This is a genomic window from Paenibacillus sp. 01T431, assembly GCF_056398625.1.
Window position 1 is genome coordinate 20,720 of record NZ_JBFTPT010000006.1, and the last position, 21,229, is coordinate 41,948.

The 21,229-nt window shown below is 40.8% G+C and carries 26 protein-coding genes; 6 read left to right on the forward strand and 20 right to left on the reverse strand.

The genetic code is table 11. From position 1 onward, the window contains the following. Positions 1-310 precede the first annotated feature (310 nt). Positions 311-1,231, reverse strand: coding sequence for a ketopantoate reductase family protein (locus AC1DM9_RS12130; protein WP_477580175.1), 921 nt, complete (start codon positions 1,229-1,231; stop codon positions 311-313). 149 nt (positions 1,232-1,380) lie between these two features. Here AC1DM9_RS12130 and AC1DM9_RS12135 point away from each other — a divergent pair, with 149 nt between their 5' ends. After that, positions 1,381-1,932, forward strand: coding sequence for a TetR/AcrR family transcriptional regulator (locus tag AC1DM9_RS12135; protein WP_477580177.1), 552 nt, complete (start codon positions 1,381-1,383; stop codon positions 1,930-1,932). A gap of 103 nt (positions 1,933-2,035) precedes the next feature. Here AC1DM9_RS12135 and AC1DM9_RS12140 read toward each other — a convergent pair whose 3' ends face one another. The 4 genes from AC1DM9_RS12140 to AC1DM9_RS12155 form a co-directional block, all read right to left on the reverse strand. Next, positions 2,036-2,314: a hypothetical protein gene (locus AC1DM9_RS12140; RefSeq protein ID WP_477580179.1), complete on the reverse strand. Its 279-nt coding sequence runs from the start codon at positions 2,312-2,314 to the stop codon at positions 2,036-2,038. Between the two features lie 414 nt (positions 2,315-2,728). Beyond that, positions 2,729-3,679, reverse strand: a complete 951-nt coding sequence (locus AC1DM9_RS12145; RefSeq protein ID WP_477550382.1) for an alpha/beta fold hydrolase — start codon at positions 3,677-3,679, stop codon at positions 2,729-2,731. A 339-nt stretch (positions 3,680-4,018) separates the two neighbouring features. Further along, a complete protein-coding gene (locus tag AC1DM9_RS12150) occupies positions 4,019-4,315 on the reverse strand; it encodes a hypothetical protein (RefSeq protein WP_477580181.1) in 297 nt (98 codons plus the stop codon). A gap of 184 nt (positions 4,316-4,499) precedes the next feature. Continuing rightward, positions 4,500-5,150: a phosphatase PAP2 family protein gene (locus AC1DM9_RS12155; protein WP_477550380.1), complete on the reverse strand. Its 651-nt coding sequence runs from the start codon at positions 5,148-5,150 to the stop codon at positions 4,500-4,502. A gap of 107 nt (positions 5,151-5,257) precedes the next feature. On the opposite strand from AC1DM9_RS12155, the gene AC1DM9_RS12160 reads away from it, so the two are divergent. Further along, entirely contained in the window at positions 5,258-5,434 is a 177-nt protein-coding gene (locus AC1DM9_RS12160) for a hypothetical protein (RefSeq protein WP_477580183.1), read from the forward strand. 392 nt (positions 5,435-5,826) lie between these two features. On the opposite strand, the gene AC1DM9_RS12165 is transcribed toward AC1DM9_RS12160, so the two are convergent. From AC1DM9_RS12165 to AC1DM9_RS12200, 8 genes are all read right to left on the reverse strand, one after another. After that, positions 5,827-6,339 carry an acyl-CoA thioesterase gene (locus AC1DM9_RS12165; protein WP_339209163.1) on the reverse strand — a complete coding sequence of 171 codons (513 nt, stop codon included), beginning with the start codon at positions 6,337-6,339 and terminating at the stop codon, positions 5,827-5,829. 6 nt (positions 6,340-6,345) lie between these two features. After that, positions 6,346-7,311, reverse strand: a complete 966-nt coding sequence (locus AC1DM9_RS12170) for a nucleoside hydrolase (RefSeq protein ID WP_477550379.1) — start codon at positions 7,309-7,311, stop codon at positions 6,346-6,348. Between the two features lie 112 nt (positions 7,312-7,423). Continuing rightward, a complete protein-coding gene (locus AC1DM9_RS12175; RefSeq protein ID WP_441885718.1) occupies positions 7,424-8,155 on the reverse strand; it encodes a ZIP family metal transporter in 732 nt (243 codons plus the stop codon). Positions 8,156-8,236: 81 nt separating this feature from the next. Then, positions 8,237-9,040 (reverse strand): inositol monophosphatase family protein, encoded by an 804-nt coding sequence (locus tag AC1DM9_RS12180; RefSeq protein WP_477550378.1) that lies wholly within the window; start codon positions 9,038-9,040, stop codon positions 8,237-8,239. 38 nt (positions 9,041-9,078) lie between these two features. Then, the gene (locus AC1DM9_RS12185; RefSeq protein ID WP_477550377.1) at positions 9,079-9,456 is read right to left on the reverse strand and encodes a glyoxalase superfamily protein; all 378 of its coding nucleotides are present in this window, start codon (positions 9,454-9,456) and stop codon (positions 9,079-9,081) included. A 143-nt stretch (positions 9,457-9,599) separates the two neighbouring features. Beyond that, positions 9,600-10,568 carry an ABC transporter substrate-binding protein gene (locus AC1DM9_RS12190; protein WP_477550376.1) on the reverse strand — a complete coding sequence of 323 codons (969 nt, stop codon included), beginning with the start codon at positions 10,566-10,568 and terminating at the stop codon, positions 9,600-9,602. Positions 10,569-10,702: 134 nt separating this feature from the next. Then, positions 10,703-11,416, reverse strand: coding sequence for an alpha/beta fold hydrolase (locus tag AC1DM9_RS12195; RefSeq protein WP_477580185.1), 714 nt, complete (start codon positions 11,414-11,416; stop codon positions 10,703-10,705). A 33-nt stretch (positions 11,417-11,449) separates the two neighbouring features. Beyond that, a complete protein-coding gene (locus AC1DM9_RS12200; protein WP_477580187.1) occupies positions 11,450-11,845 on the reverse strand; it encodes a GNAT family N-acetyltransferase in 396 nt (131 codons plus the stop codon). A 227-nt stretch (positions 11,846-12,072) separates the two neighbouring features. On the opposite strand from AC1DM9_RS12200, the gene AC1DM9_RS12205 reads away from it, so the two are divergent. From AC1DM9_RS12205 to AC1DM9_RS12215, 3 genes are read left to right on the forward strand one after another with little or no spacing between them, the layout of a single operon-like run. Beyond that, a complete protein-coding gene (locus tag AC1DM9_RS12205) occupies positions 12,073-12,720 on the forward strand; it encodes a hypothetical protein (RefSeq protein ID WP_477580189.1) in 648 nt (215 codons plus the stop codon). A gap of 26 nt (positions 12,721-12,746) precedes the next feature. Then, entirely contained in the window at positions 12,747-12,962 is a 216-nt protein-coding gene (locus AC1DM9_RS12210) for a hypothetical protein (protein WP_339209148.1), read from the forward strand. Further along, positions 12,934-13,212, forward strand: a complete 279-nt coding sequence (locus AC1DM9_RS12215; RefSeq protein ID WP_339209147.1) for a hypothetical protein — start codon at positions 12,934-12,936, stop codon at positions 13,210-13,212. The genes AC1DM9_RS12210 and AC1DM9_RS12215 overlap by 29 nt, the downstream gene beginning before the upstream one ends. Before the next feature lie 56 nt (positions 13,213-13,268). Here the strand turns inward: AC1DM9_RS12215 and AC1DM9_RS12220 are convergent, their stop codons facing one another. From AC1DM9_RS12220 to AC1DM9_RS12250, 7 genes are all read right to left on the reverse strand, one after another. After that, the gene (locus AC1DM9_RS12220) at positions 13,269-13,709 is read right to left on the reverse strand and encodes a hypothetical protein (protein ID WP_477580190.1); all 441 of its coding nucleotides are present in this window, start codon (positions 13,707-13,709) and stop codon (positions 13,269-13,271) included. Then, the gene (locus AC1DM9_RS12225; protein WP_477580192.1) at positions 13,690-14,286 is read right to left on the reverse strand and encodes an aminoglycoside phosphotransferase family protein; all 597 of its coding nucleotides are present in this window, start codon (positions 14,284-14,286) and stop codon (positions 13,690-13,692) included. The genes AC1DM9_RS12220 and AC1DM9_RS12225 overlap by 20 nt, the downstream gene beginning before the upstream one ends. A 142-nt stretch (positions 14,287-14,428) precedes the next feature. Then, a complete protein-coding gene (locus AC1DM9_RS12230) occupies positions 14,429-16,216 on the reverse strand; it encodes an ABC transporter substrate-binding protein (RefSeq protein ID WP_477580194.1) in 1,788 nt (595 codons plus the stop codon). Positions 16,217-16,274: 58 nt separating this feature from the next. Further along, positions 16,275-17,024, reverse strand: coding sequence for a phosphoribosylformimino-5-aminoimidazole carboxamide ribotide isomerase (hisA, locus tag AC1DM9_RS12235; protein WP_477580196.1), 750 nt, complete (start codon positions 17,022-17,024; stop codon positions 16,275-16,277). A 110-nt stretch (positions 17,025-17,134) separates the two neighbouring features. Further along, the gene (locus AC1DM9_RS12240) at positions 17,135-17,821 is read right to left on the reverse strand and encodes an HAD family hydrolase (protein ID WP_477580198.1); all 687 of its coding nucleotides are present in this window, start codon (positions 17,819-17,821) and stop codon (positions 17,135-17,137) included. A gap of 28 nt (positions 17,822-17,849) precedes the next feature. Continuing rightward, positions 17,850-18,401: an NUDIX hydrolase gene (locus tag AC1DM9_RS12245; protein ID WP_477580200.1), complete on the reverse strand. Its 552-nt coding sequence runs from the start codon at positions 18,399-18,401 to the stop codon at positions 17,850-17,852. A gap of 171 nt (positions 18,402-18,572) precedes the next feature. Continuing rightward, positions 18,573-19,772, reverse strand: coding sequence for an oxalate decarboxylase family bicupin (locus AC1DM9_RS12250; protein WP_477580202.1), 1,200 nt, complete (start codon positions 19,770-19,772; stop codon positions 18,573-18,575). 137 nt (positions 19,773-19,909) lie between these two features. Here AC1DM9_RS12250 and nagZ point away from each other — a divergent pair, with 137 nt between their 5' ends. Continuing rightward, on the forward strand, positions 19,910-21,175 hold the full coding sequence (gene nagZ / locus AC1DM9_RS12255) for a beta-N-acetylhexosaminidase (RefSeq protein WP_477580204.1): 1,266 nt from the start codon (positions 19,910-19,912) through the stop codon (positions 21,173-21,175). Positions 21,176-21,229 lie beyond the last annotated feature (54 nt).

Sequence of the window (21,229 nt, forward strand, 5' to 3'; positions counted from 1 at the left end):
TATTCTGTATCTGTTGTCAATGTATGATTATTTCTAAATCAGAAATAAAAAAAACTTCACTAATCCGGTCTTCGGATTAGTCTTAAAGGTAATCTCAACATTCATATCATTGATACTTTGTCATCTTATTACGTATTAACTATTTATTCACCTCAGCTGAAGTGAACCTTCTTTAAAATGCTTTCATGCTAGATAATCGATTTGTATGTTGCGACACAAACATGCATTAATAACGTATATCTACTTTTTACATTCTTCTCTTTTTTGTTGCAGAAAAAAACATTACCATAATATTTCAACAAAAACATTACTAAACATGTATTTCCGATTTGATCTCATTTTGATTTAAAAATTTCATTAAATCATGACGCAACTGCACAATCTCATTGTTAGCATTATTCGCATAATCCGGCAACATCATATCCCTAACCATTTTAGTTCGTAGCCATGTCATAAAGAAAAGATCCAAAATTAAGTTTGGAAATTTAAGCACTATTTTAAGCATTGGTGGATCTATTGAAACGCCAGCTTTTTGTATTGCCCTTAGATACGCTTTTAAAGTGACTGTTATTTTGCGTGCCGTCTTTCTGGTTCTGACTGTTTTTTTGTCAATTATCTTATTCTCAGAATGCAAAAAGCTTAACATGGCAATGTCTGATACGGAATGTGTGATTAGATACGCTTGCATATCCTTTTTAATAACGTAAGGAAGCTTTGCTGTTTTAAATAATTTTGCGAGGTTTTCTATGCGTTCTGACACTACACCATTCATTTCTCCAAATGCAGTTGCTGCTATAATCTTTGGTAGAAATCGAGCATGCAATACTCCATCTTTAATCTGTCCGCCGAAGCCTGGAAAAGCTGGTAAAAGTCTATCCCCTACGATATCCTGCCACGAAGAAAATCCAATTGAATTACTAGTCATCGTAACTATATTTTTGCTTTGATTATCTTTTAGCGCTAACAACGCTGATTCGGACCGATCATAACGAACGGTAACGAAAATAAAATCGTATAGATCGTCATTTTCGAGCGTATCAATGACATTCACTTGTATCGATCTAACTGTATCTTTTACTTTATATTGCAGGCCATTTTCTCTTAATGATTTAAATCTATTAGAATGTGCAAACAGGGTAACGTCAAACCCTGCTTCAATAAGCTTAATTGCGTACATGCTCCCGATGACACCTGCACCAAAAATTAAAATTCTATCTTGTTTTGCTGACATTTAAACCACCCCTACTTATTAACATTTCCTTTTTGATTATCAGACAACTTGTTGTATGATGTGATTGTAAATCTTTATTATTCCTTGATCAACCATCAGTTTTTTATTATTTGTCGGATGATATTCTTATTCGCTAGTAGGAGGGAAACATGAAAAAGCAACCCCAAATAACGGAGAAAACAAGACAAAAGTTTGTAGAAGTTTTTTGTGAGTTATATAGCCAAAAGCCGATTGAGAAAATTTCGGTTCAGGAAATTGCGAATAAGTCAGGATATAACCGCAGCACCTTTTATCAATACTTTATCGACATTTACGAATTGTTAGACTCTGTTGAAAATGACTTATTGAATGAAATGAAAAAAGAATTGGCGAATAAAGAGCTATCGATGCATACGGTTCAAGATACGCTCTATTGTCTGGACAAAAGAGAACATCTCCTGGTTCTTAATGCCCTTTTGGGTGATTATGGAAGTGCCCGTTTTTTAAAACGCTTAAAAAATGAAATCACTTTGGATCAATTAGAATTAAACGTTCCCCAAAACCATTCCTTAACGCCATACTTAATTGAGTTTTACCTGACAACTTCCCTTTCTTTATTTCGTCTTTGGCTCCAGCGTCAAAAGGATTTATCGTCAGAACAATTTTTCAAGTTAGTGGAAAACCTATATTCAAGCGGGATTACTCCCTATTTTAAAAAATGAGTCAGTCATTCAAACCAAAAGAACAAGCAAAAATCTAATGTAATTTCACATGAAAATAAGCCCACTACGCCTATACGGGAATTGTGGGCTTTTCTGCTTAATCTTACTTGTAAATTGAAATATCTAGCGGAATAATGAACCCACCGTCAACAGCTTGTGTCACATTTATTGCGATATTCTTTACTCCAGAAATATCTACCTCAATCGTCTGGAGATCACTATTAGGCGAAATATTCTCTACTTTTTTAAGGAGCACATTCTTATCATTATCCCTAATTTCAAGAGACTCTACTTCCTTGCCGATTGCAGCGAATTGCAGAACAAGCTTCTGATATTTGCCGTTAGGGCTGAGCTCTGTTTTCCTCCTCTTGGATGTCTTCAAATCCAGGAACTCCGGAAACAACGGTTATTGAGAGATAATTTTTCTGAAAGATGACGCTACATGTGGGATCGTCTCTGCGTTTATGGAGTTGAAGATTTTACCATATTATATCACAAAGCCCAATACTTCATTTCTATTTCTCCCTTCTTCCAAGCTGCTGATTATCCCAACCCTTTCTAAAAGCATAAGCTCCGGAAGGATCACACTGTCAGTTTATTTCCCTACTTCTCTCATTCCGGCTGTTCACTCTTGTATAGAAAGGTAGATGATGATTTCAGGGTTTTCAAATCCAAGCTTAAGGAAACAAAATCGGGGTTACTTCTATGTATTATCATACTTAACACGAAAAAAGGCGCTCCCGGCAGTAGTCCAGGAGCGCCTGCTTTATATTCAATTGTATATGGCCAGAACTTTCTACTGGCCTTTATTTACATCCTCCATAAAGCTCCTATAGTTTTCCACGATTTCTTTGGACCTTGTATGGTGTAGATAATGCGTGCCTTCAAATGTCATCAATTTTCCATGAACTAGATCTTTTATCTGTTCTTCATGCAATTGTTCCCAGCCTTCAACATCCGTATTATTCGCTTCTAAAAAGAAAATAACAGGAAGCTCTTTCGGGAATTTCGAATTCTCAACAGCGGCAAAATTAGGCTTGAAATTTTCCCCTTCACTAATGATATTGGGATTCATCATATTTTTGAGAGAGATTATTCTAATCTGTTCTCTCATTTCATCATTAACTTCTGGTGCAATAAGCTGATCGTCGGTTAGTTTCGATAACAATCGCAAGAAACCAGTCTTTTTGAGTATTTTATAAACATCTGATGGAAATGGTTCATCCAAACCGCCTTGTGTTGGAACACTGCTGTCTATCCCAACAAATGCTGTAACTTCATTCTCATATTTGTTCACATAATCTAGACCGTAAATACCAGCTATAGAGTGGCCCATTAACGTGTAGCGGTTAATATTTAGCTGTTGCAGCGCTTCATGAATTTCTTTCACTATATTTTCAGTAGTACGTTCTTTTTCTGTAACATCACTTAAGCCATACCCAAATGGCTCAATCACGACTACTTTGTAAAATGGTGCCAACTCATCAATTAGTGGTTTGAAATCAAGCGCTGGCGCTCCTGTTCCGTAACCAGGCAGCAGCACAACCGTTTCTTTGCCATCGCCTTGAATCAAAACATTCATATTTTTCCCGTCTACAGGTACAAGCTGACCATAAGATACGATTTTATCTTTGTCCGTTTTATTGCTGATGATATTAACGATAAAAACGACGGCTAGAAAAACTACAATAGCTATAATAATGACAATTACAGCTTTAAGTAAAAATCTAAGTATTTTTTTCATCATTCATTTTCTCCCCTTATTCTACATTCTTTGTTTTAACCAATTCAGTTGAATTCCGATAAATCACCTGCTTATTTATATAGCTTTGCTTTTGTCTTCCTCATTCTAACAAACCACTCTTAGATCTTGTGTAACTCAGCTTTAACTAGACCTTAACTCTTATTCGTTATTGGAGCCAACAATTAAGCTTCCATTAAGATTACAGCTAAGATTACAGCAGTTAGGCTCGTCCTTCTTCATATTCGGCAAAATGGATACCTGTCTAAACATGGAAAGACCGCCTTTAATCAAGGGCGGTCTCATCAAGAGCTACAACGCTATTTGGTTTATTTTCAACATGAATCATTCTTTTGGAGAAGAGCTGCTTAAATCCTTAAACGCTTCTATAAAAGACGCTGGATCTGTGGATAGCATATACGAGAAAACACCCTGCAGCGTGTGCAAATAGAAAATACCGCCATCCCCGCCAATTGGTTTATACGATAAATCGAATACTTCCGTTATCGGAAATTCATGGTACTTAGTAACAATTTTCTCTTTGTATAAATACATAACACGTTCATCCACTACTGTTTTTTGTTCTACACTTGTGATTTCTCTCTTCACTTTATAATAATGCTGGATAGCAATACAATTCATATTTACTCCTCAGTGCTTCGTCATTAACGACAACTATACCAAATAGTCTCTACACTTTACAAAAAAATGACCGGAAAGAGACACTCTCTTCCGATCTTTAATTATGAATTAGGATGATTTTGTCAAACCCATTGTTCTAATCGTTCATATTCATTTAATGAAGCTTGATAAAGTCCCAGCCCAGTTAACTTTTCAATTTCCGATTTCTTCTATCGAGCACATACTGATACAAACCGATCGATACAGCAAGCCATGTCCCACTAGCCAAATATCCACCTACAATATCACTTGGAAAATGGACCCCTAAATAAATCCGGCTAATTCCTATCCCCAGTATCATAACTGAACCAACTAAGATCAAAATGACACGCCAATACGCCTTCGGAATATGCTTCCATAATAGAAAAATGATAATCCCGTAAAAAGTGAAAGCGGCCATGGAATGTCCACTCGGAAAACTATAGCCATTTTCTTCAATAATGCGGTAAATCGTTGGCCTGACACGTTGAAAACTCAATTTTAGCACACTATTTAAAATGGTTGATCCAATTAAGATTCCTGCAAAGAAGTACAGTTCTCTTCTATATTGCAATTTTGCTAATACGACTAACATGATGATGGCTAAAATAGAAACCATAACTCCTGATCCAATAAACGAAAAAAACTTCATTATCGCTGTAAGAGTATCAGATTCCGCTCCTTGAATTTTACTGATGATGCTCTGATCAAAATTTGCAATTCGCTGATCGCCAATCCAAATGGATATCCATATGAACCCGATTGCACCCAATAAACTTAACAAAAATGCACGTGTAAAAATGAAAGTAAAATTCATCCTGCAGCACTCTCCATACTCTGAATAATTAGACTGAAAAAATGTTGTACATACACTACTACGTCTAACTGGACAAACAGGCTCCAATTCACCGATTTTTTGTGGGTATGAAATGGACAGATCTTGCTCACCCTATAATGCTGGAGGTGATGACATTGACAGGAAGAAACAATAAACCTGATAATGATGGACCAGCTTCAAGTCCATCCAGGCTCGATCAATTTGGTGATAAGCAAAGCAGAAACGACGAAGCAATACCGAAGAAAAAGGACAAAAGCTGCTAATCTAATGTTTAGGCAGCTCCGATAAAAAGAGCTGCCTTTACTATCTGAGCGCTAAAATATAAAAGGGAACAAGTGTTCCCTATCAGCAAAATGAGCATATTGGGGATAAAAACCATTAATTTTAGTCAATTCACCCAATTTTTAATTCAATATCTCCTATCAGGTCGGCATTTAAGTCAATTTTGCCCAAGATGATGAAAAATATCATCTAATTAGGCTAAATCATATGAGAACATTTGTTCCGCACCCGTATTTCGGATCATTTTTATACATAAATCGATACAAATACGCTGCATTTTCTCTCATTCCCCACAAAAAACAGCAATTTCATCAAAAAAAAAAGACCACGACAGCAATTTTTATGCTGACGCAGTCTTTTGAGAAATCAAAAGTTAATCCCAAGGATAAGTAACCGTCAAAAATCCAGCAAACTTTTTGCTTTCATCTCTTCTCACCTTGCGCATGTCCGCTCGGTGCTCAGCTGTCTCGAACAATTTTATTTCCTCTTCCGATTCCGGTACAACGATTGGTACAGGAACGGGCTTCCGATTCTCATCCAGTGCAACAAAGGTTAAAAAAGAGGTTGCTGCAATTTTACGTTCGCCGCTTAATAAATCCTCTTTGATTACCTTCACAAAAACCTCTACTGAGGTTCGGCCTGTCCACGTTACGAATGCTTCTAAGCATACCGAATCTGAAGGCCTGATGGGATGCAAAAAATCAACAGAGTCTGTGGAGGCGGTCACGACTGAACGCCGGCAATGCTTGGTTGCTGCAATCGAAGCAATATCGTCGATGTAAGCCATTAGTTTCCCGCCAAACAATGTATTGTGATTGTTGACGTCCGGCGGAAATACTCTTGCCGTTTTGTAACATCTGGACTCGCGTGAATGCCTCTGCTCCATTGATGATTATTCCCCTTTTTTAAATACGGATAATAGCTGGGAGATCGCTCTCTCCTGCTCAACTTCCAAACAGAAATCAACAGGACGGCCTACAACCGAACGTACTCTGCGATCCGTAATGATCATCCCTGCCGTTAAACCTTCACCGCAGTCAATAACCGCATTCATCGTTTCTATTTTCACGAGAGAAGGATTAATAGCTACAATAACAGCTAACGGATCATGCATTGCGCATTCGCCGTCAAAGTGATTGGAAAATGCATAAAATTCAAAATAACGCTCTAAAGCGACATTTAGGAAATCAAGGATTTCATGTTTATCATCAGCAATCTCGCGTGATAATTGCTCCATATGTGTTTTTGTAAGACGAGTCTTCTGTGTTACATCCAAGCCGACAATTGTAATTGGAAGCTCTGATTCGAATACTAGCGCTGCTGCCTCTGGATCACCGTACAGATTTGCTTCGCTCACGGGTGTAATGTTGCCTGGTGCGAATACTGTTCCACCCATAATAACGACCTTTTTGAATTTCGTTACAATGGAAGGATCTAGCTGTAGAGCGAGAGCTAGATTCGTTTGTCTGCCTACAGTTACAAGAATAAGCTCTCCTGGGCTCTCATTCACTTTCTGAACGATGAATTCCGCAGCAGATATACCCTCCAGAGGCTTCTGATGAGTTGGCGGCAATTCTGCATCGCCGATGCCATTATGTCCATGAATATGAGCGACAGCGCCTGGGAACACACGCTTGAGCGGACCTGATGCACCCTTCGCAACGGGAACCTCATAACCGCAATTTGCAACTTGAATGACACGCAGCGTATTTTCCGTAGCTTGTTCAACGTCGATATTCCCAAATCCCGTCGTAATACCCTCTACCTTAATCTCTGGTGAAAGCAGTGCATATAAGATAGCTAAAGCATCATCAATGCCTGTATCAACGTCAAGCAACATCCTGTTTATCTTCGACATATTATGATACCTCCCTTTTCTATCGTTCATTGTAAACGAATAAAGATTGAAAAACCAATTAAAATATAAAGTTTGTGCTTCCCGTCAAAATTACATCTTGATTTTGGAATGATTAACCAAAGAAATGACTAATATACACCATCACAAGCAGCCCTATGATAAAGGAATAGGTTGCAGAACGTTCATAACCATGTCCATGTGTCTCAGGAATTAGCTCCTTATAGACGATGAACAACATAGCACCAGATGCAAACGCAAGTCCATAGCCAATAAGCCCAGCCACATAGCTTGCCGCAAAATAACCGACTATCGCAGAGACAACCTCCATTAGACCCGTCAAGGTTACGATTAGCATAAGCTTCAGCTTGCTCACCTTGGAATGAATAAGGAAGATGGCAAGGACGAGCCCTTCCGGCATGTTCTGAGCCCCGATTGCAATAGCTACCATTGGTCCAAGTCCGCCATTCGTACTTGCATAACTAAAGCCGGTGCTTAAGCCCTCCGGAATGTTATGGATGATTAATGCAAATATGACGAGCAGAGACTTGCTGTCAAAGGATGAGATCCCTCTTTTTTGCTCAATATCGATATGGGGTAGATTTTTTTCAATGAGGTCAAGCGCAATCACGCCAATTAAAAGTCCTAACGTCAGTGGGATTAGCCCAGATTCCTTGAGAGCTTGCGGCAGCAAGCCAAAGGTAGACGCAGAAACCATGATTCCAGCTGTAAAAGCAATCAATATGTCCTTCCATTTTTCCGAAAGACTTTTGACGAAGAGCAGCGGAACCGCGCCTAGCACGGTAGCCATTGCAGAAATAAAGCTTCCTATGAGTGCTTCTACCATGTTGTCTCTCCTTAGCGGGTCGATCACTACCCAAAAACTGTTTCCTTATTTTATACGAATAAAGCGATTTCCATCCTTTTCTTACGTTGACAGTCCTTGTTTAACAAGGTTCATAAAATACGTCTGGTGATCAGGGTGACATGCAATTAAATAAGGCTCTTCATTTACGCCTTTAAAAGGATTGCCATCGTAATCAATGACAACGCCGCCCGCTTCCTGAACCATTACAATACCTGAATATAGATCCTCGCCCTCCGAGTTGTAAACGATGATTGCATCCAAATCCCCTCTGGCAAGCATCGTCCATTGCAGCGTTGGCGCCCACAGCCGCATCATCCGCTTCGTGTTAACGTCTATGTAATGCCTAAGCGTTACGGCACGCTGTTCATTTTGCACCGCATGACCTTGTATCCAGCCAACTCTCGCTTTTGCAAAAGCCTTTGGTTGTTTCATATGTATTGGCCTAGCATTGCATAAGGTGCCTTCGCCTGAGCTTGCCACGTACAAACGATCTGTCATCGGCTCATAAATGACCGCCAACACCGGTTTAAAGTTATAAGAGAGCGTGATCGAGATGCCGAACAACGGCAATCCAACCGCAAAATTATTAGTTCCATCAAGGGGATCGACCAACCACAACCATTCGCTAGTCAGATCATTCTCGCCATATTCCTCTGAGCGAATGCGATGATCGGGGAATACGCTTCTAATTTTATTTAGTATGATGCTCTCTGCCAAATAATCGACTTCCGTAACGATATCGCCATGGTCGCCTTTCTCTTCATAATGATCCAATGTTCCAAACTTCTCACGTGTTAGCCGGCCCGCTTCATAAGCAGCAGCAATAGCAACCTCTCTAGCCATATTTAAAATCAATTGATCCAATATTTCAGCCCCTTCACATGTCTCTAATTCAACCGTATCTAACTAATTTCCTCAGACTTAGCAGAATAAAAGTGCAGACGATTTCCAAATGGATCTGTAATGCTCACTTGATTCCATTCTTCATCAAAGCCAGGTCTAGCGAAATTATATTTTTTGGCTAACAAATGCTCTTGAAGCGCCTTGGCATTGTCTACTTCAATGCGGATTGCTGAACCAGGCGTACTATCGCCATAATGCTCCGATAAATGGATGACACAATCGCCATTAGAGATTTGCATATAGAGCGGCAAGTCTGGCTCAAAACGATGCTCCCAATCGCATATAAATTCCAAGAAATTGAAATAAAAGTCTCGTGCTTTCGCCTCATCAAAAATGCGAAGAATCGGTACGGTTGATTTCATATGAAAAGTCATCATTATACAACTCCTTGTCCAGTGTCCTATCTTCCATGATTATACATGGATTTCAAAAGGTACGGAAGGCTTGCCACAGAGAAAAGGACTGTACCCCAATGCACAATTCGCACGGAGGTACAGCCCTTTGTTCAACTCTACTGCTATTATTTCACAATGCTTTCCAATACATCATCAATGACTTGTGAATAAGCAATCGTACCTGCGTACAACCAGCTTGATGTGCTTGGGTACTCATAAATTTTACCGTTTTTCACAGCAGGGATGTTTTTCCAGATTGGATCGCTTAATGCTTGGGAATCCGCATCTGTGCCGCTGTTAATGAGGAACAAATGGTCGGCATCAAGTTCAGCTAGTTTTTCTAGCGAAATGGCGTTCCAGTTGCCCGTTCCTGTTGCAGAAACTTCTTTTACAACCTCTGGAACAGTCAAACCTAATTGATTGTAAAGAAGATCACCACTCGATAGCTTTTCACTTACGATATAAAAGTTGCCTTGTACAAACCAAAGAGCTGCAGCTGATTCTCCTGGGATTGCGCTTTGCAGTTTTTCTTTAGCAGCTTTCGCTTTTGCATCATACTCATCCAAAGCTTTTTGCGCTTCTGCACTCTTTCCAAAAACCTCTCCGACTTTCAGCAAAGTAGCACGCCAGTCAGCAATCAATTTATCGCCAATGGTGAAGGTTGGAGCAATTTTGGAGTATTGCGCAAATTTATCGCCCTCCACATTCGCATCATATGCCATAAGAATAAGGTCTGGTTCAAAGCTTGTTACGGCTTCGAATGGAAGATCATACGGTATAGTTGGAACGTCAGCAAGCGAATCATGCAAGTAATCTTGAATACCGTTAGGAACGGACCACTGAGCAACTGGCTTAATGCCTATAGCTACTAAGTGATCTTCTAAATAAGAAGCGATGACGCGCTGAGGATTAGCTGGAATGGTAACCTCGTTACCTAATGCATCTGTTAGTTTTCTTTCTTTTGGCGCATCTGTTGGAGCCACTGTAGCAGCAGGTGTATTATTTGTTTTATTACCTCCGCAAGCTGCTAGACAAATGGATAGGACAATCAAACTCATAAATACAAGTACAAATCTCTTGTTGCGGTTAATCACGATAGTTCCCCCTGTAAGACGATATATGGCTGTGAGGTAACAATAGTTTCACCTCAAAAGTCACCTAATGATAACAATTATCATTTTCATTGTCAACTGGGTTTTCAAGTTGAACCGCATCCGTACTACTTTTTCTAACGATGCTTGATAAACTGCTCGATTGTTTGATAGAGCTCTACCCTTTCGGTACCGCGAATATTATGAGCAGACTCAAAAAACTCTTTAACCGTTATATTGCTGAACAACTGCTTGTAATGAGTTAGTTCCGCATCGCTAAGCAGAGAGCCCTCTAGCATCCCTCTCATAACAAGAACAGGCAGCTTAAGCTTCACATCCAGCTGCAGCTGTGAAGAGTCCCGCTCAATTCCGATAACCGCTTGTTCTCTTATTTTCTCTTCCCGCTTCAACGGCTTCAAATAATTAAAAATATAATCGTGCCGCCATTCAGCCGACATTTGTTTATGCTCTGCAGGATAATCTTCTAAAATAAGTGATTCTAAGTGATGCTCGTTCGTTTGAGCATAACCAAGAGCATAAGATACACCGCGAGAGTATCCCATCAGATGAAAGCGATCCACGGCTGCAGCTTCAACAACAGCTGAAAGATCTGCTATGTGATCTTTTAGATCGTATTGACTAAACGGCGTATCGCTTTGTCCTCTCCCGCGGAACGAGAGAACGATTGCTCTTCGAGGCAATAAATATAACAATAAATCCTCATATTCTTCAGCTGTTTCCGATAACCCTGGGCATATGATTAATGGGGTTAATTTTTGGTCTGCATCTGGTTTTGAATCTAAGTAATGAATATGAACATCTTGATTTATAGCGATTTTCGACTCGATCACTGACTTTCCCCCTCTCTACGTTTCTAAATAAACTTAACGTTCTCTTGCTATAACAAAGCCTTTATCCGTAGAGGTAAATCCAATTCTCGGGTAATAGTCGACAGCTGAAGGCGCAGACAACAAGACAAGTGACACTTGCGCACCAAGTGTTTGCCTAAGTCGCTCTACCAGCTCCTTGCCGATGCCTAATCTTTGGTAGTCATGATCAATTGCCAAATCAGACAGATAGCAGCAATAGGAATAGTCTGTAATCGCCCGCGCTATTCCGACCAGTTTATTGCCGTCCCATGCACTAATAATGATATCTGCATGTTCGATCATTTTTTGCAAGCGTTCTAAATCTTGATAGGGTCTTTTAATCCCAGAGCTCGCAAATACTTGCGACAAGTCTTGCGCAGACAAATTTTTATCGTTCTGATAATGTATCATAACTATTCCTCTCTCCTTTGCTTATTGATTCCCATGATTATACATCTTAAGTTGATTATAAGGTAGATTGTTTTTATAATCCCTTTACCATTCAAATCATTTTTGAAAACTATGAAAATACGCCTATCTATCCTCTTCACTAGCATAATTGGGATAATCCCTAGTCCCTTTTCTTCCAAAAACAAATACATATATAGGAGCAATAGCTTTATAGGAGGGATTATATTTTGATAGCTTCTGCAAAATCACCCACAGTGCAGCTTCAGACTGTGAGCAAGAAACGGAAAAAAATAGTGAGTAAAAAGAGAAATGTCGTTATTCATGGCAAGCTGCACTTACATCATAATAGCAATGGCAGTCTGAGCAATACGGAATGTAAACCTAAAGTTGTGCGGAAACACAAAAAAAGAAAGAGCGATCGCTGCCACCTTAAAGTACAGAAAAAGGTATGTCCAAGTGGGCAAAGAGGTTTGCAAGGCCCTGCCGGTCCAACCGGCCTTACAGGTCCTCAAGGTGCAGCAGGAGCACAAGGAGCGGCTGGAGTTGTTGGTCCTCAAGGCATTCAAGGGCCACAAGGCGTCCCCGGTCCATTAGGACCGCAGGGCCTTCAGGGTCTTCAGGGTCTTCAAGGTCTTCAAGGCGTTCAGGGTCCCCCGGGACCGTCAAGCGGGTTTGACTTTACAGAGCTCATTACATTGCTTAACGGCTACCTTATTGTTGGTACTCTCATTAATGTCATGACACCGGGACAGCCGACCGGGTTCACTGGAACAGTAATCAGCGTACAATCAACACTTGTCCAATTAAACACGGTCTCAGGTACTTTGATGTTTATCCCGTTTTCCTTCATCACGAACATTGAAACAATTTCATAACTCCCTATGAGAAGAGGTTTGTGCTCATGTCAACAACGCTTTCGGGCGATTTGATCGCTTTACTCGGCAAAGAAGTGTTTGTCATGACGAATGGCTTTGGTCAGCTTGCTGTAATCGGAAGACTCGATCAGGTAGGTAACGACTTTATACTCGTTTCCTTCGATCAAGATAGTTTTCTTTACGAGCTGCGAATCTTTTATGCAAACATTATTTATGTCCACGAGAATCCAGCAGTTTCATAAACAAGATTCTAAGGAGAGTAGGCTTGCGATGTCTATTATTTCAAATGGAAATCAGATTCTTCCAGGTACTGCTATTTATAGTTTACTCAAGCGCCATATTGGCAGCATTATTTATATAACGACCTCAACAGGAAATGAAGAAGGCCAGTTGATGGCATTTAACGCTAACTTTTTGACCATTACGACAACTGCGTTAGAAACCAAATATGTACTAACAGCAGAGCTGGTTTCTTTCACATTTCGTTCTTAATAAAAAAGCAGGCTGGATCTAAAGGTTTTTGACCATTAGGTACAGCCTGCTTTATATTAAAGAGCCCCATTCTCTAGTTCAACAGCATGTCTAGCAATCGCTCTTAAAATATCATCGAACATTTCTTCTTGTTCCCAAATGACTTTGAAGCCTTGCACTAACAAGTCACCCAATCCCTGCTCCAAAGGTCTATGCAGCCACTCGGTATCTGCAACACCAAAGTCAGCTTCGATTCCACTTGCATATTCTATTTTTAGAGAGGTTAGCAAAACATATTCCTCTTTCGTCGCTTGCTCTATAGCCTCGTATTGGAACTGATATAAAATGGCATCTACTGTTTTTTGCTTCTTATCGGTAACGAGAAGAAAGCTTAAATTCGAATCCTCTTCACTCTCATCGTCCGCACAAGGCCCAACCAACGCAATTCCAGTAATATGCGAATGTCCGCCTGCCCATTTTACAAATTCGTACATAAGCTTATAATGATCCGGTCTCATATTCTTGAACCTCCAAATACCATCGTGGAACTATGCTGTCAAAATAATGATGATCCTCTAATACCCGCTCCAGCTTCTCAACCATAATAGGCAGCTCAACTGGCCGCACCTTCAATATCCAAACGATTGAGGAGATAATCGTCATCGCAAGATAAAGAGAATATAAGGTCCAGAACTTCTCATCAGGCTCTAGTTCGCCATGATATCCTTTAATCGTACCCATCGTAAATGGAATGCTGATTTCACTGCTGAACATCCCGGCCTTCAGAAATTCATGTACCGGATCTCCCCAGTCCCATCGATTAAAATCAATGACGCCGGCTAATCTGCCTTCTTTTACAATTAAATTGCCCACATGAAAATCATCGTGCTGAAAAACGTTAGGCCGATCCTTCATCAGATGCAGATTTTGTTCAATAAAGGATAGAATCTGCGCATCGTCTTTCATTCGAGCCCCACTAGCCATATATTGCTCGATATAGCTTTTATGCTTTGCAAGCTTACGGTCATGCCATGACAAGACTGAAGCAGGAGCATGCCACTTATGCATCTTAGCAAGCTCTTGTCCCGCTTCCAATCCAATTGTAAATATAACCTTTATTTATTTTTGATATTCGACTGCTGCCACGAAGTATGTCTATACCTTTGATAATGTTGTCGATGAGCTCCTGCTCATTCATAATCTCACCTCGCAAATCCAAATAAAAACGAGCTAATCATCACGTATTTCTTAACCAGACGTTTTTATAATCGATTTTACCCCATGCGTTTAACGAAATTCCTTGCAGCGTTTGATGATGTCCTACAATCTGCAGGCTATGATATAAGAACAATAAGCTGAAATTTCGTTTGAGCTCCTCTTGTATGCTTATCAAATAACCCATTCTAATATCTGAATTCTCATACCGCAAACAATTTGAAATTTGTTGATTGATATTCATCTTGTCAACCGCACCCAGATGGTTCGTAATAAAACTGTTCTTTGACATATACATCTCAATAAGCGAAATATCAGGCTGCTCTCCGAGTACTTCCCCACTAAGGATCATATCCGCTTTCATTATGATTTCGGGATTAGCAAGCTCTTCGAGCGAAAGCTTTACGATTTCCAGTGAAATGCCTAAATGCTTGTAAACCCTTTGCAGCCATTTCGAAGTTTGATCATTCGCAGGCATTTCATAAGTATATAACGTAATGGTCTCGCCCTTATATCCTGACTCTTCAAGCAATGTTGCCGCTAGTTGCGTATCATAATCGTTATAGAAAGCCTTATCCGTATCCTCTAAATTAAAGCCGGTTGAAGGCTGGTGCCTAATGCCGCCTAATTCGTGGATCATTTGCTGCCGATCTATTCCGTAGTGCAAAGCCTGGCGGAACTTCATTTGCTGCGTGATGCCTTTTTTCGCTGTATTGATGGTAATAAAAGTGCTGCCTTTCTCCAATTGTGCCAGCGCTGGTCTTAAACTCTCCTTGATTTGCGCTTCAAAATAAACCAGTTGATCTTCACCGTCTGACTGCAGCTGCTCTTGATTTTCCTCATAATTTGGCCACACCCACATTTCAATGCGATCCAGATGAGGACAACCTTCCAAATAAAACTCATTGGCTTCTGCAACGAGCATAGACTCATTGTTTTTGGTAATCTTGAACGGCCCAGTCCCAATAGGCATGATGGCAAACTGCTCATCAGAACCAGTACCATCGAGCATTTCAGGTACAATCGAATAACGTTCCGTACAAAGGAAATGAAGAAACAGCGCATTAGGCTCATTTAGCTCAAAGGTAATGCTGTACTTGCTCGTTTCTCTTATTTCCTTAATCTTGGACGTTAACCACTCCGCAGGCGAGCTTGTGAGCAGTCTTTGAAAAGTAAATGCGACATCTCGCGAGGTCATTATCTTATCATTGTGAAAACGAACGCCCTTGCGCAAAAAAAACGTCCAGCTCGTTTTCATCACGTTGCTTTCCCAGTAATGAGCGAGCTGAGGGTGGAATTTACCATCCTGATTTGAATATCTGACCAATGTATTAAAAACCTGCTCTATCCAGTGCGTCTCCATGCGGCGACAGACGAAAGCAGGATCTAAGCGCAAGAGAGGACGATAAAAGGGAAATCTCAGTACATCCTTCTCCTCCATATCCCTCTTCACGCCAAATAATTCAGACAACCATGTCATAATTTCGGATTTCACAGCTGGATCCTGAAGCATCTCAAGCATGCTCCAAGCCTCGTTGATCTTCCCTCTCTCGACTAGCCCCTTCGCTTTGCCGAGAACGATATCACGGTATGAAACAAGAAATACGATTTGCGAGAGATTGCCGCGGCCACGACCGGGCAACCATTCGATATAGCTCTTTTCCATCATTTTTGTCAAAAGTATTTGTACATTTCTGCGTGTACAAGACAATATGTCGCAGATCCGTTCCATGGATAAAAAAATAGGCTCGCGTTCTGGGTTTGCTGGAAAAGTGTTTCTTAACCTGCAATAATATTCTTCCACATCCATCCTTAACACCACCTAGGAAACGAAGTCTCAGTTAGCCAGCTTCGTTGCTGTTTTCTCTCTAAGCCTTGTTACTGTAGGCAACAACTTCCTCATAGGATAATTGCCCGCCAAAAATATCAAGCGCACTGCCGATTGTAATATCCAGCTTGCCATTTGAAAGCTCATTAAATTGATCCATATCCGCAATCGACCTTGCCCCGCCGGCATAGGTTGTCGGAATCGTTACCCAATCAGCTAATGAACGAACGAGGCTTTGCTGAATGCCGCTCTGCTTGCCTTCCACATCAACAGCATGAACAAGAAACTCATTGCAATATTGCTCAATGAATGAGATGTTTTGTTGGTTAACAACGAACTCGCTGAATTGCTTCCATTGATTCGTCACAACAAACCATTGCCCGTCCTTCTCCTTGCAGCTTAGATCGATTACTAAACGGTCCTTCCCCACTTCAGCGACGATCTTCGCAAGATGATCCTCATTCAGCTGACCATCTTTAAAAATATATGAGGTCACAATAATATGCGAAGCGCCCTTCTCCAAATAAAAAGCAGCGTTATCCGCAGTAATACCACCGCCAATTTGCAAGCCGCCAGGATATGCCGCAAGAGCCCGAACTGCCGCTTCCTCGTTTCCGCCGCCGAGCATAATCACGTGACCGCCCGTAAGCGCGTCTTTCTTGAACAATTCTGCATAATAAGCTGAATCTTGTTTGGATACAAAGTTTTCTATGATTTCGGCATTCAAAGTTTCACCGACAATTTGTTTCACTTTACCGTCATGCAAATCGATACAAGGTCTAAATTTCAATTTTCATTCCTCAATTCTGTATGTTGTAAGTATGAATATTCTCTATATGAAAAATAACCTAATCCTCTATGTAAATCAACAATGCTGTGAAATCTTGATGGTTTTATTACTTAACGCTTCTCCCCTATACGTGGTGCCTTTAATTCTCTCGTTTCAATAAGCTCAGACAAGCTTCTATCTGCCATTGAAGGAATCAGTAAATCATAATCCATAAAAGCAAAATCCTTCGTCAGCTCGTTTGGAACGATCACAGTATGTAGTCCCGCTGCTTTAGCTGCTAAAAACCCGTTTAGAGAATCCTCAAATGAAATCGCTTCACTCGCTTCAACTCCAAGCTTCTGCAGCGCCAGCAAATACAGCTCCGGATCAGGTTTGACCCGTTCGACCTCATCAGCTGTACTGAAGCTGTCAAAATAATGATCCAATTGATGTTTAACCAAATATGGCTTTATCCAAGAAAGCTGAGAGCTGGATGCGAGACCAACTTTGAGATTCATACGCTTCGCCTCATTCAAATAGTCAATCACGCCTGGGCGAATATCAGCTGACTTAAGAAGCTCTGCATAGACTTCTTTAAATTTTGCTTTAACAGCTGCTAAATCTATCGTTTCAGTTACACAATCGGCAATATAAGTATAAGGGTTAAATTGATCCAGCGACGTCCCTACACATTTGGCATACAGCGTCACAGGCAGCTCTACTCCATACTCCTCATAAACTTGACGAAAAGCATAATAGGATGGCGTTTCCGTATCAATAATAAGACCGTCAAAATCAAAGACCAACGCTTTAATCAATCGACTCATCCTCTCTACTGTACATTCATTATCTATGCGATTCTTGTTTAATCGCGTAACCGCTTAAATATAGCTCTCTACTAGAAGTATCTGATTCGATGCTGGAAGAAATCTCTTTATGTTTAATATCGTTTAAATTCTCGTTTTTATAGACGCAATGATGATCGTAACTATGGGCTTCATTCAGCATCATAGGCAGTGTGATTGGAATATTGGACACGATGCCGACATTGTTTTTATCCATAATCCATTCGAATGTTTTCCAATCCAAAATCCCTTCATCTGTTTTCTTAGGTGTCGCATATTCAAAGGAAGCCGGCACTTCTGCTATATACGCATACATGCCGCCAAAATCAAAATTATCGCCAGACCAGGTAACTAATCCTTTAAAATGCAAATCGTAATGACGAATACCCGTTTCTTCTTCAAGCTCTCTAATCATTGCTTCCCTAGGAGACTCCTGCGCTTCGAGCTTGCCGCCAATCCCATTCCAGCAGCCCATCCAGCTGGATTTCTCTCGATTAAGCAACAATATTTCATTAGCGCGTTTAATAAAACAAATATTATATTTCAGCATCATCGTTCTCCTATGTTTGTGTTCTTATATAAAATTTGTACTATTCCTATCTATCATCATAGCTATACTTTACCACATTGCTGTTTTAGAAGAGAACCTGTCCACAAAATTAAGAAGATTCCCCAAAAAGCTTGAAATCACTTTTTAGAAAATCTTCATTATCATCATATCTGCTTACTTCGGTTTATAGGAGAAGTTCGGATATTTTACAACAGGCCATTTCTCTTTGCGCAGGGCATCCATCAGCTCCGGACCGACATGCAAATTACTTTCAACCAGTTCACACGGAGTTAGCGCCATCCACTGGTTCAATGACACATCAACAAAGCGATCACTTTTGAACATCTCCAAAAACCAAAGTGATTGGCTGCCCGTATTTTGGATATAATGTCCATAAGCAAATGGTACGTATCCAACGTCACCAGCACGATAATCAAAGGTTCGAGCGACACCGTTTCCAGCAAACACGGTCATACGGCCCTGTCCAGCAAGATAATATTGCCACTCATCGTTGTTTGGATGCCAGTGAAGCTCACGCATTCCTCCCGGCAGTATCTCTACGAGGGCGGCAGCAATCGTTTTCGAGATGGGAAAGTTCGAGGAATCCACGATCCGCACGCTTCCGCCAGAAGTTTTAAGTGGTGGCTGCGCCAACAAGCGATGTGTAAATGGAGAGGGAACCTCACCATATGGAGATTGCACCTTTTGGCTTTCAATTGACCCTGGCACCTTATCCTGATAAATATAAACCTGATCGGAAGGAATATGTTGAAAAGCGCTTTCGGGAACGCTAAAATTTGCAGACAACACGTCTTTTGGCGTATGTGCAAACCAATCGGATATGGATAATGTATTCAGATCAGAGAAGGTGCCATCGTCAAAAACAAGCAAAAATTCGCAGCCTCCCTCAAGCCCTTGAATGGAATGAGGGATGCCTGCCGGAAAATACCAAAGATCTCCTTCACTGATGTCAGCGATCATATTGCGTCCAGCTTGATCAACTGAAGTAATTCGTGCTTTACCAAGCAGCATATAAGCCCATTCGGCTTGCTGATGCCAGTGCATCTCTCGAACGCCGCCTGCTGTGAGACTCATATTGACTGCCGCGAGAGTTGTTGCGATCGGTAAGTCTCGAACGGTTACCTCGCGTGACCAGCCGCCTTTGTTTAATTGCATATGTGTATCCGAGAATGAAAATTTCAAATTAGGAAGCAAACCCGAATCGGTAACGGGAGGGACGAGCATGTTCGGGTTTTCAATATCACGCATAATATCACGCGGACCTTGGTCTATATTTCCCGTTCCATCACTTGCTCGAATGGGCTGAGGGATAACTGAGCCGCTATTTGGATCTTGGGGATGATCCTCCATCATAGTCCTCCTCGACTTTAAAATATGTGTAGTAGCTTTCATAACCTATACAGCTTATGATGGGAAAATGAGCAATATTCAAATTGTCAGCAGGCATAAGTCGTGCCAATAAAGGTGATCATGCAACGAGGGAGGAATTTATGATGATAAAAAAAGCAGTTACACTACTAACCCTTTTAATCATTTGTTCAAGTTGCAGTACGGGTAACACTTCAACATCTCCATCACCAACAATAAGTCCAAGTGACCAGCCAACGATTATGCCTAGCCCGAAACCGACTGACAAATCGACTGACAAGCCAGCGGAACAAAATGATCCGCTCAAACAAAAAATCGCCAACATGACTTTAGACGAGAAAATCGGCCAAATGGTCATCGTAGGCCTTGAAGGTACTTCAATGGATAAGCAGGCAAAAGAGCTGATTGAAAAATACCGGGTTGGCGGATTTATTTTGTATAAGGACAATATGAACGATGCAGCACAAATATTAAAACTGCTTAATCAGCTAAAAGAAACCAATCAAAAAAACCTAACACCTCTATGGTTAAGTGTCGATCAGGAGGGTGGAAAAGTGAATCGTATGCCCGAAGAGTACATTAAGCTTCCTCCCCCCGCTGAGGTTGGTAAAGCTGGCAATACCGATTACACTTTTCAAATTGGACAAGCACTTGGTGAAGAAGTTCGCTCCATCGGATTTAACATGGATTTTGCGCCTGTATTAGATATTAACAGCAACCCAAAAAATCCTGTCATCGGCAATCGATCCTACGGGACCAACGCAGAAACAGTCATTACACATGGCCTAGAAACGATGAAAGCCATTCAATCTAAGCAAGTGGCTGCAGTCGTCAAGCATTTTCCAGGACACGGCGATACTTCAGTAGATTCTCATCTCGATCTGCCTGTCGTGAATAAATCCTTGGCAGAGCTTAAGGCATTTGAGCTGCTTCCATTCGTCGAAGCGATCCAGCAGGATACCGATGCGATTATGATTGCCCATTTGTTAATTCCGAAGATCGATAAAGACTACCCTGCTTCCCTTTCCAAAAAGATGGTTTCGAAATTATTGCGCGAGGAACTCGGTTATGAAGGAGTCGTTATGACTGATGATATGACGATGGGCGGCATAACGGAGCATTTTGATGTTGGGAAAGCTGCAGTCACCTCGATTTTGGCTGGAAGTGATATCATCCTCATCGGACATGATTACAAAACGCAGCTATCCGTCCTCCAATCGCTCAAAAAAAATGCACGCGACGGCGTTATTTCAAGGGATATGCTGGATAAAAGCGTTTATCGCATTTTAAGCTTAAAAGAAAAGTATAAGCTTGAAGATAAAACACTACCTTCTATAGATGTAAAAGCTGTTAATCTTCAAATCAAAGCCGCTATTCAATCAAAATAAAGTGAATGCAGGAGACAAATCTACCTATTGTTTGAATTGACTGTACCATATAGG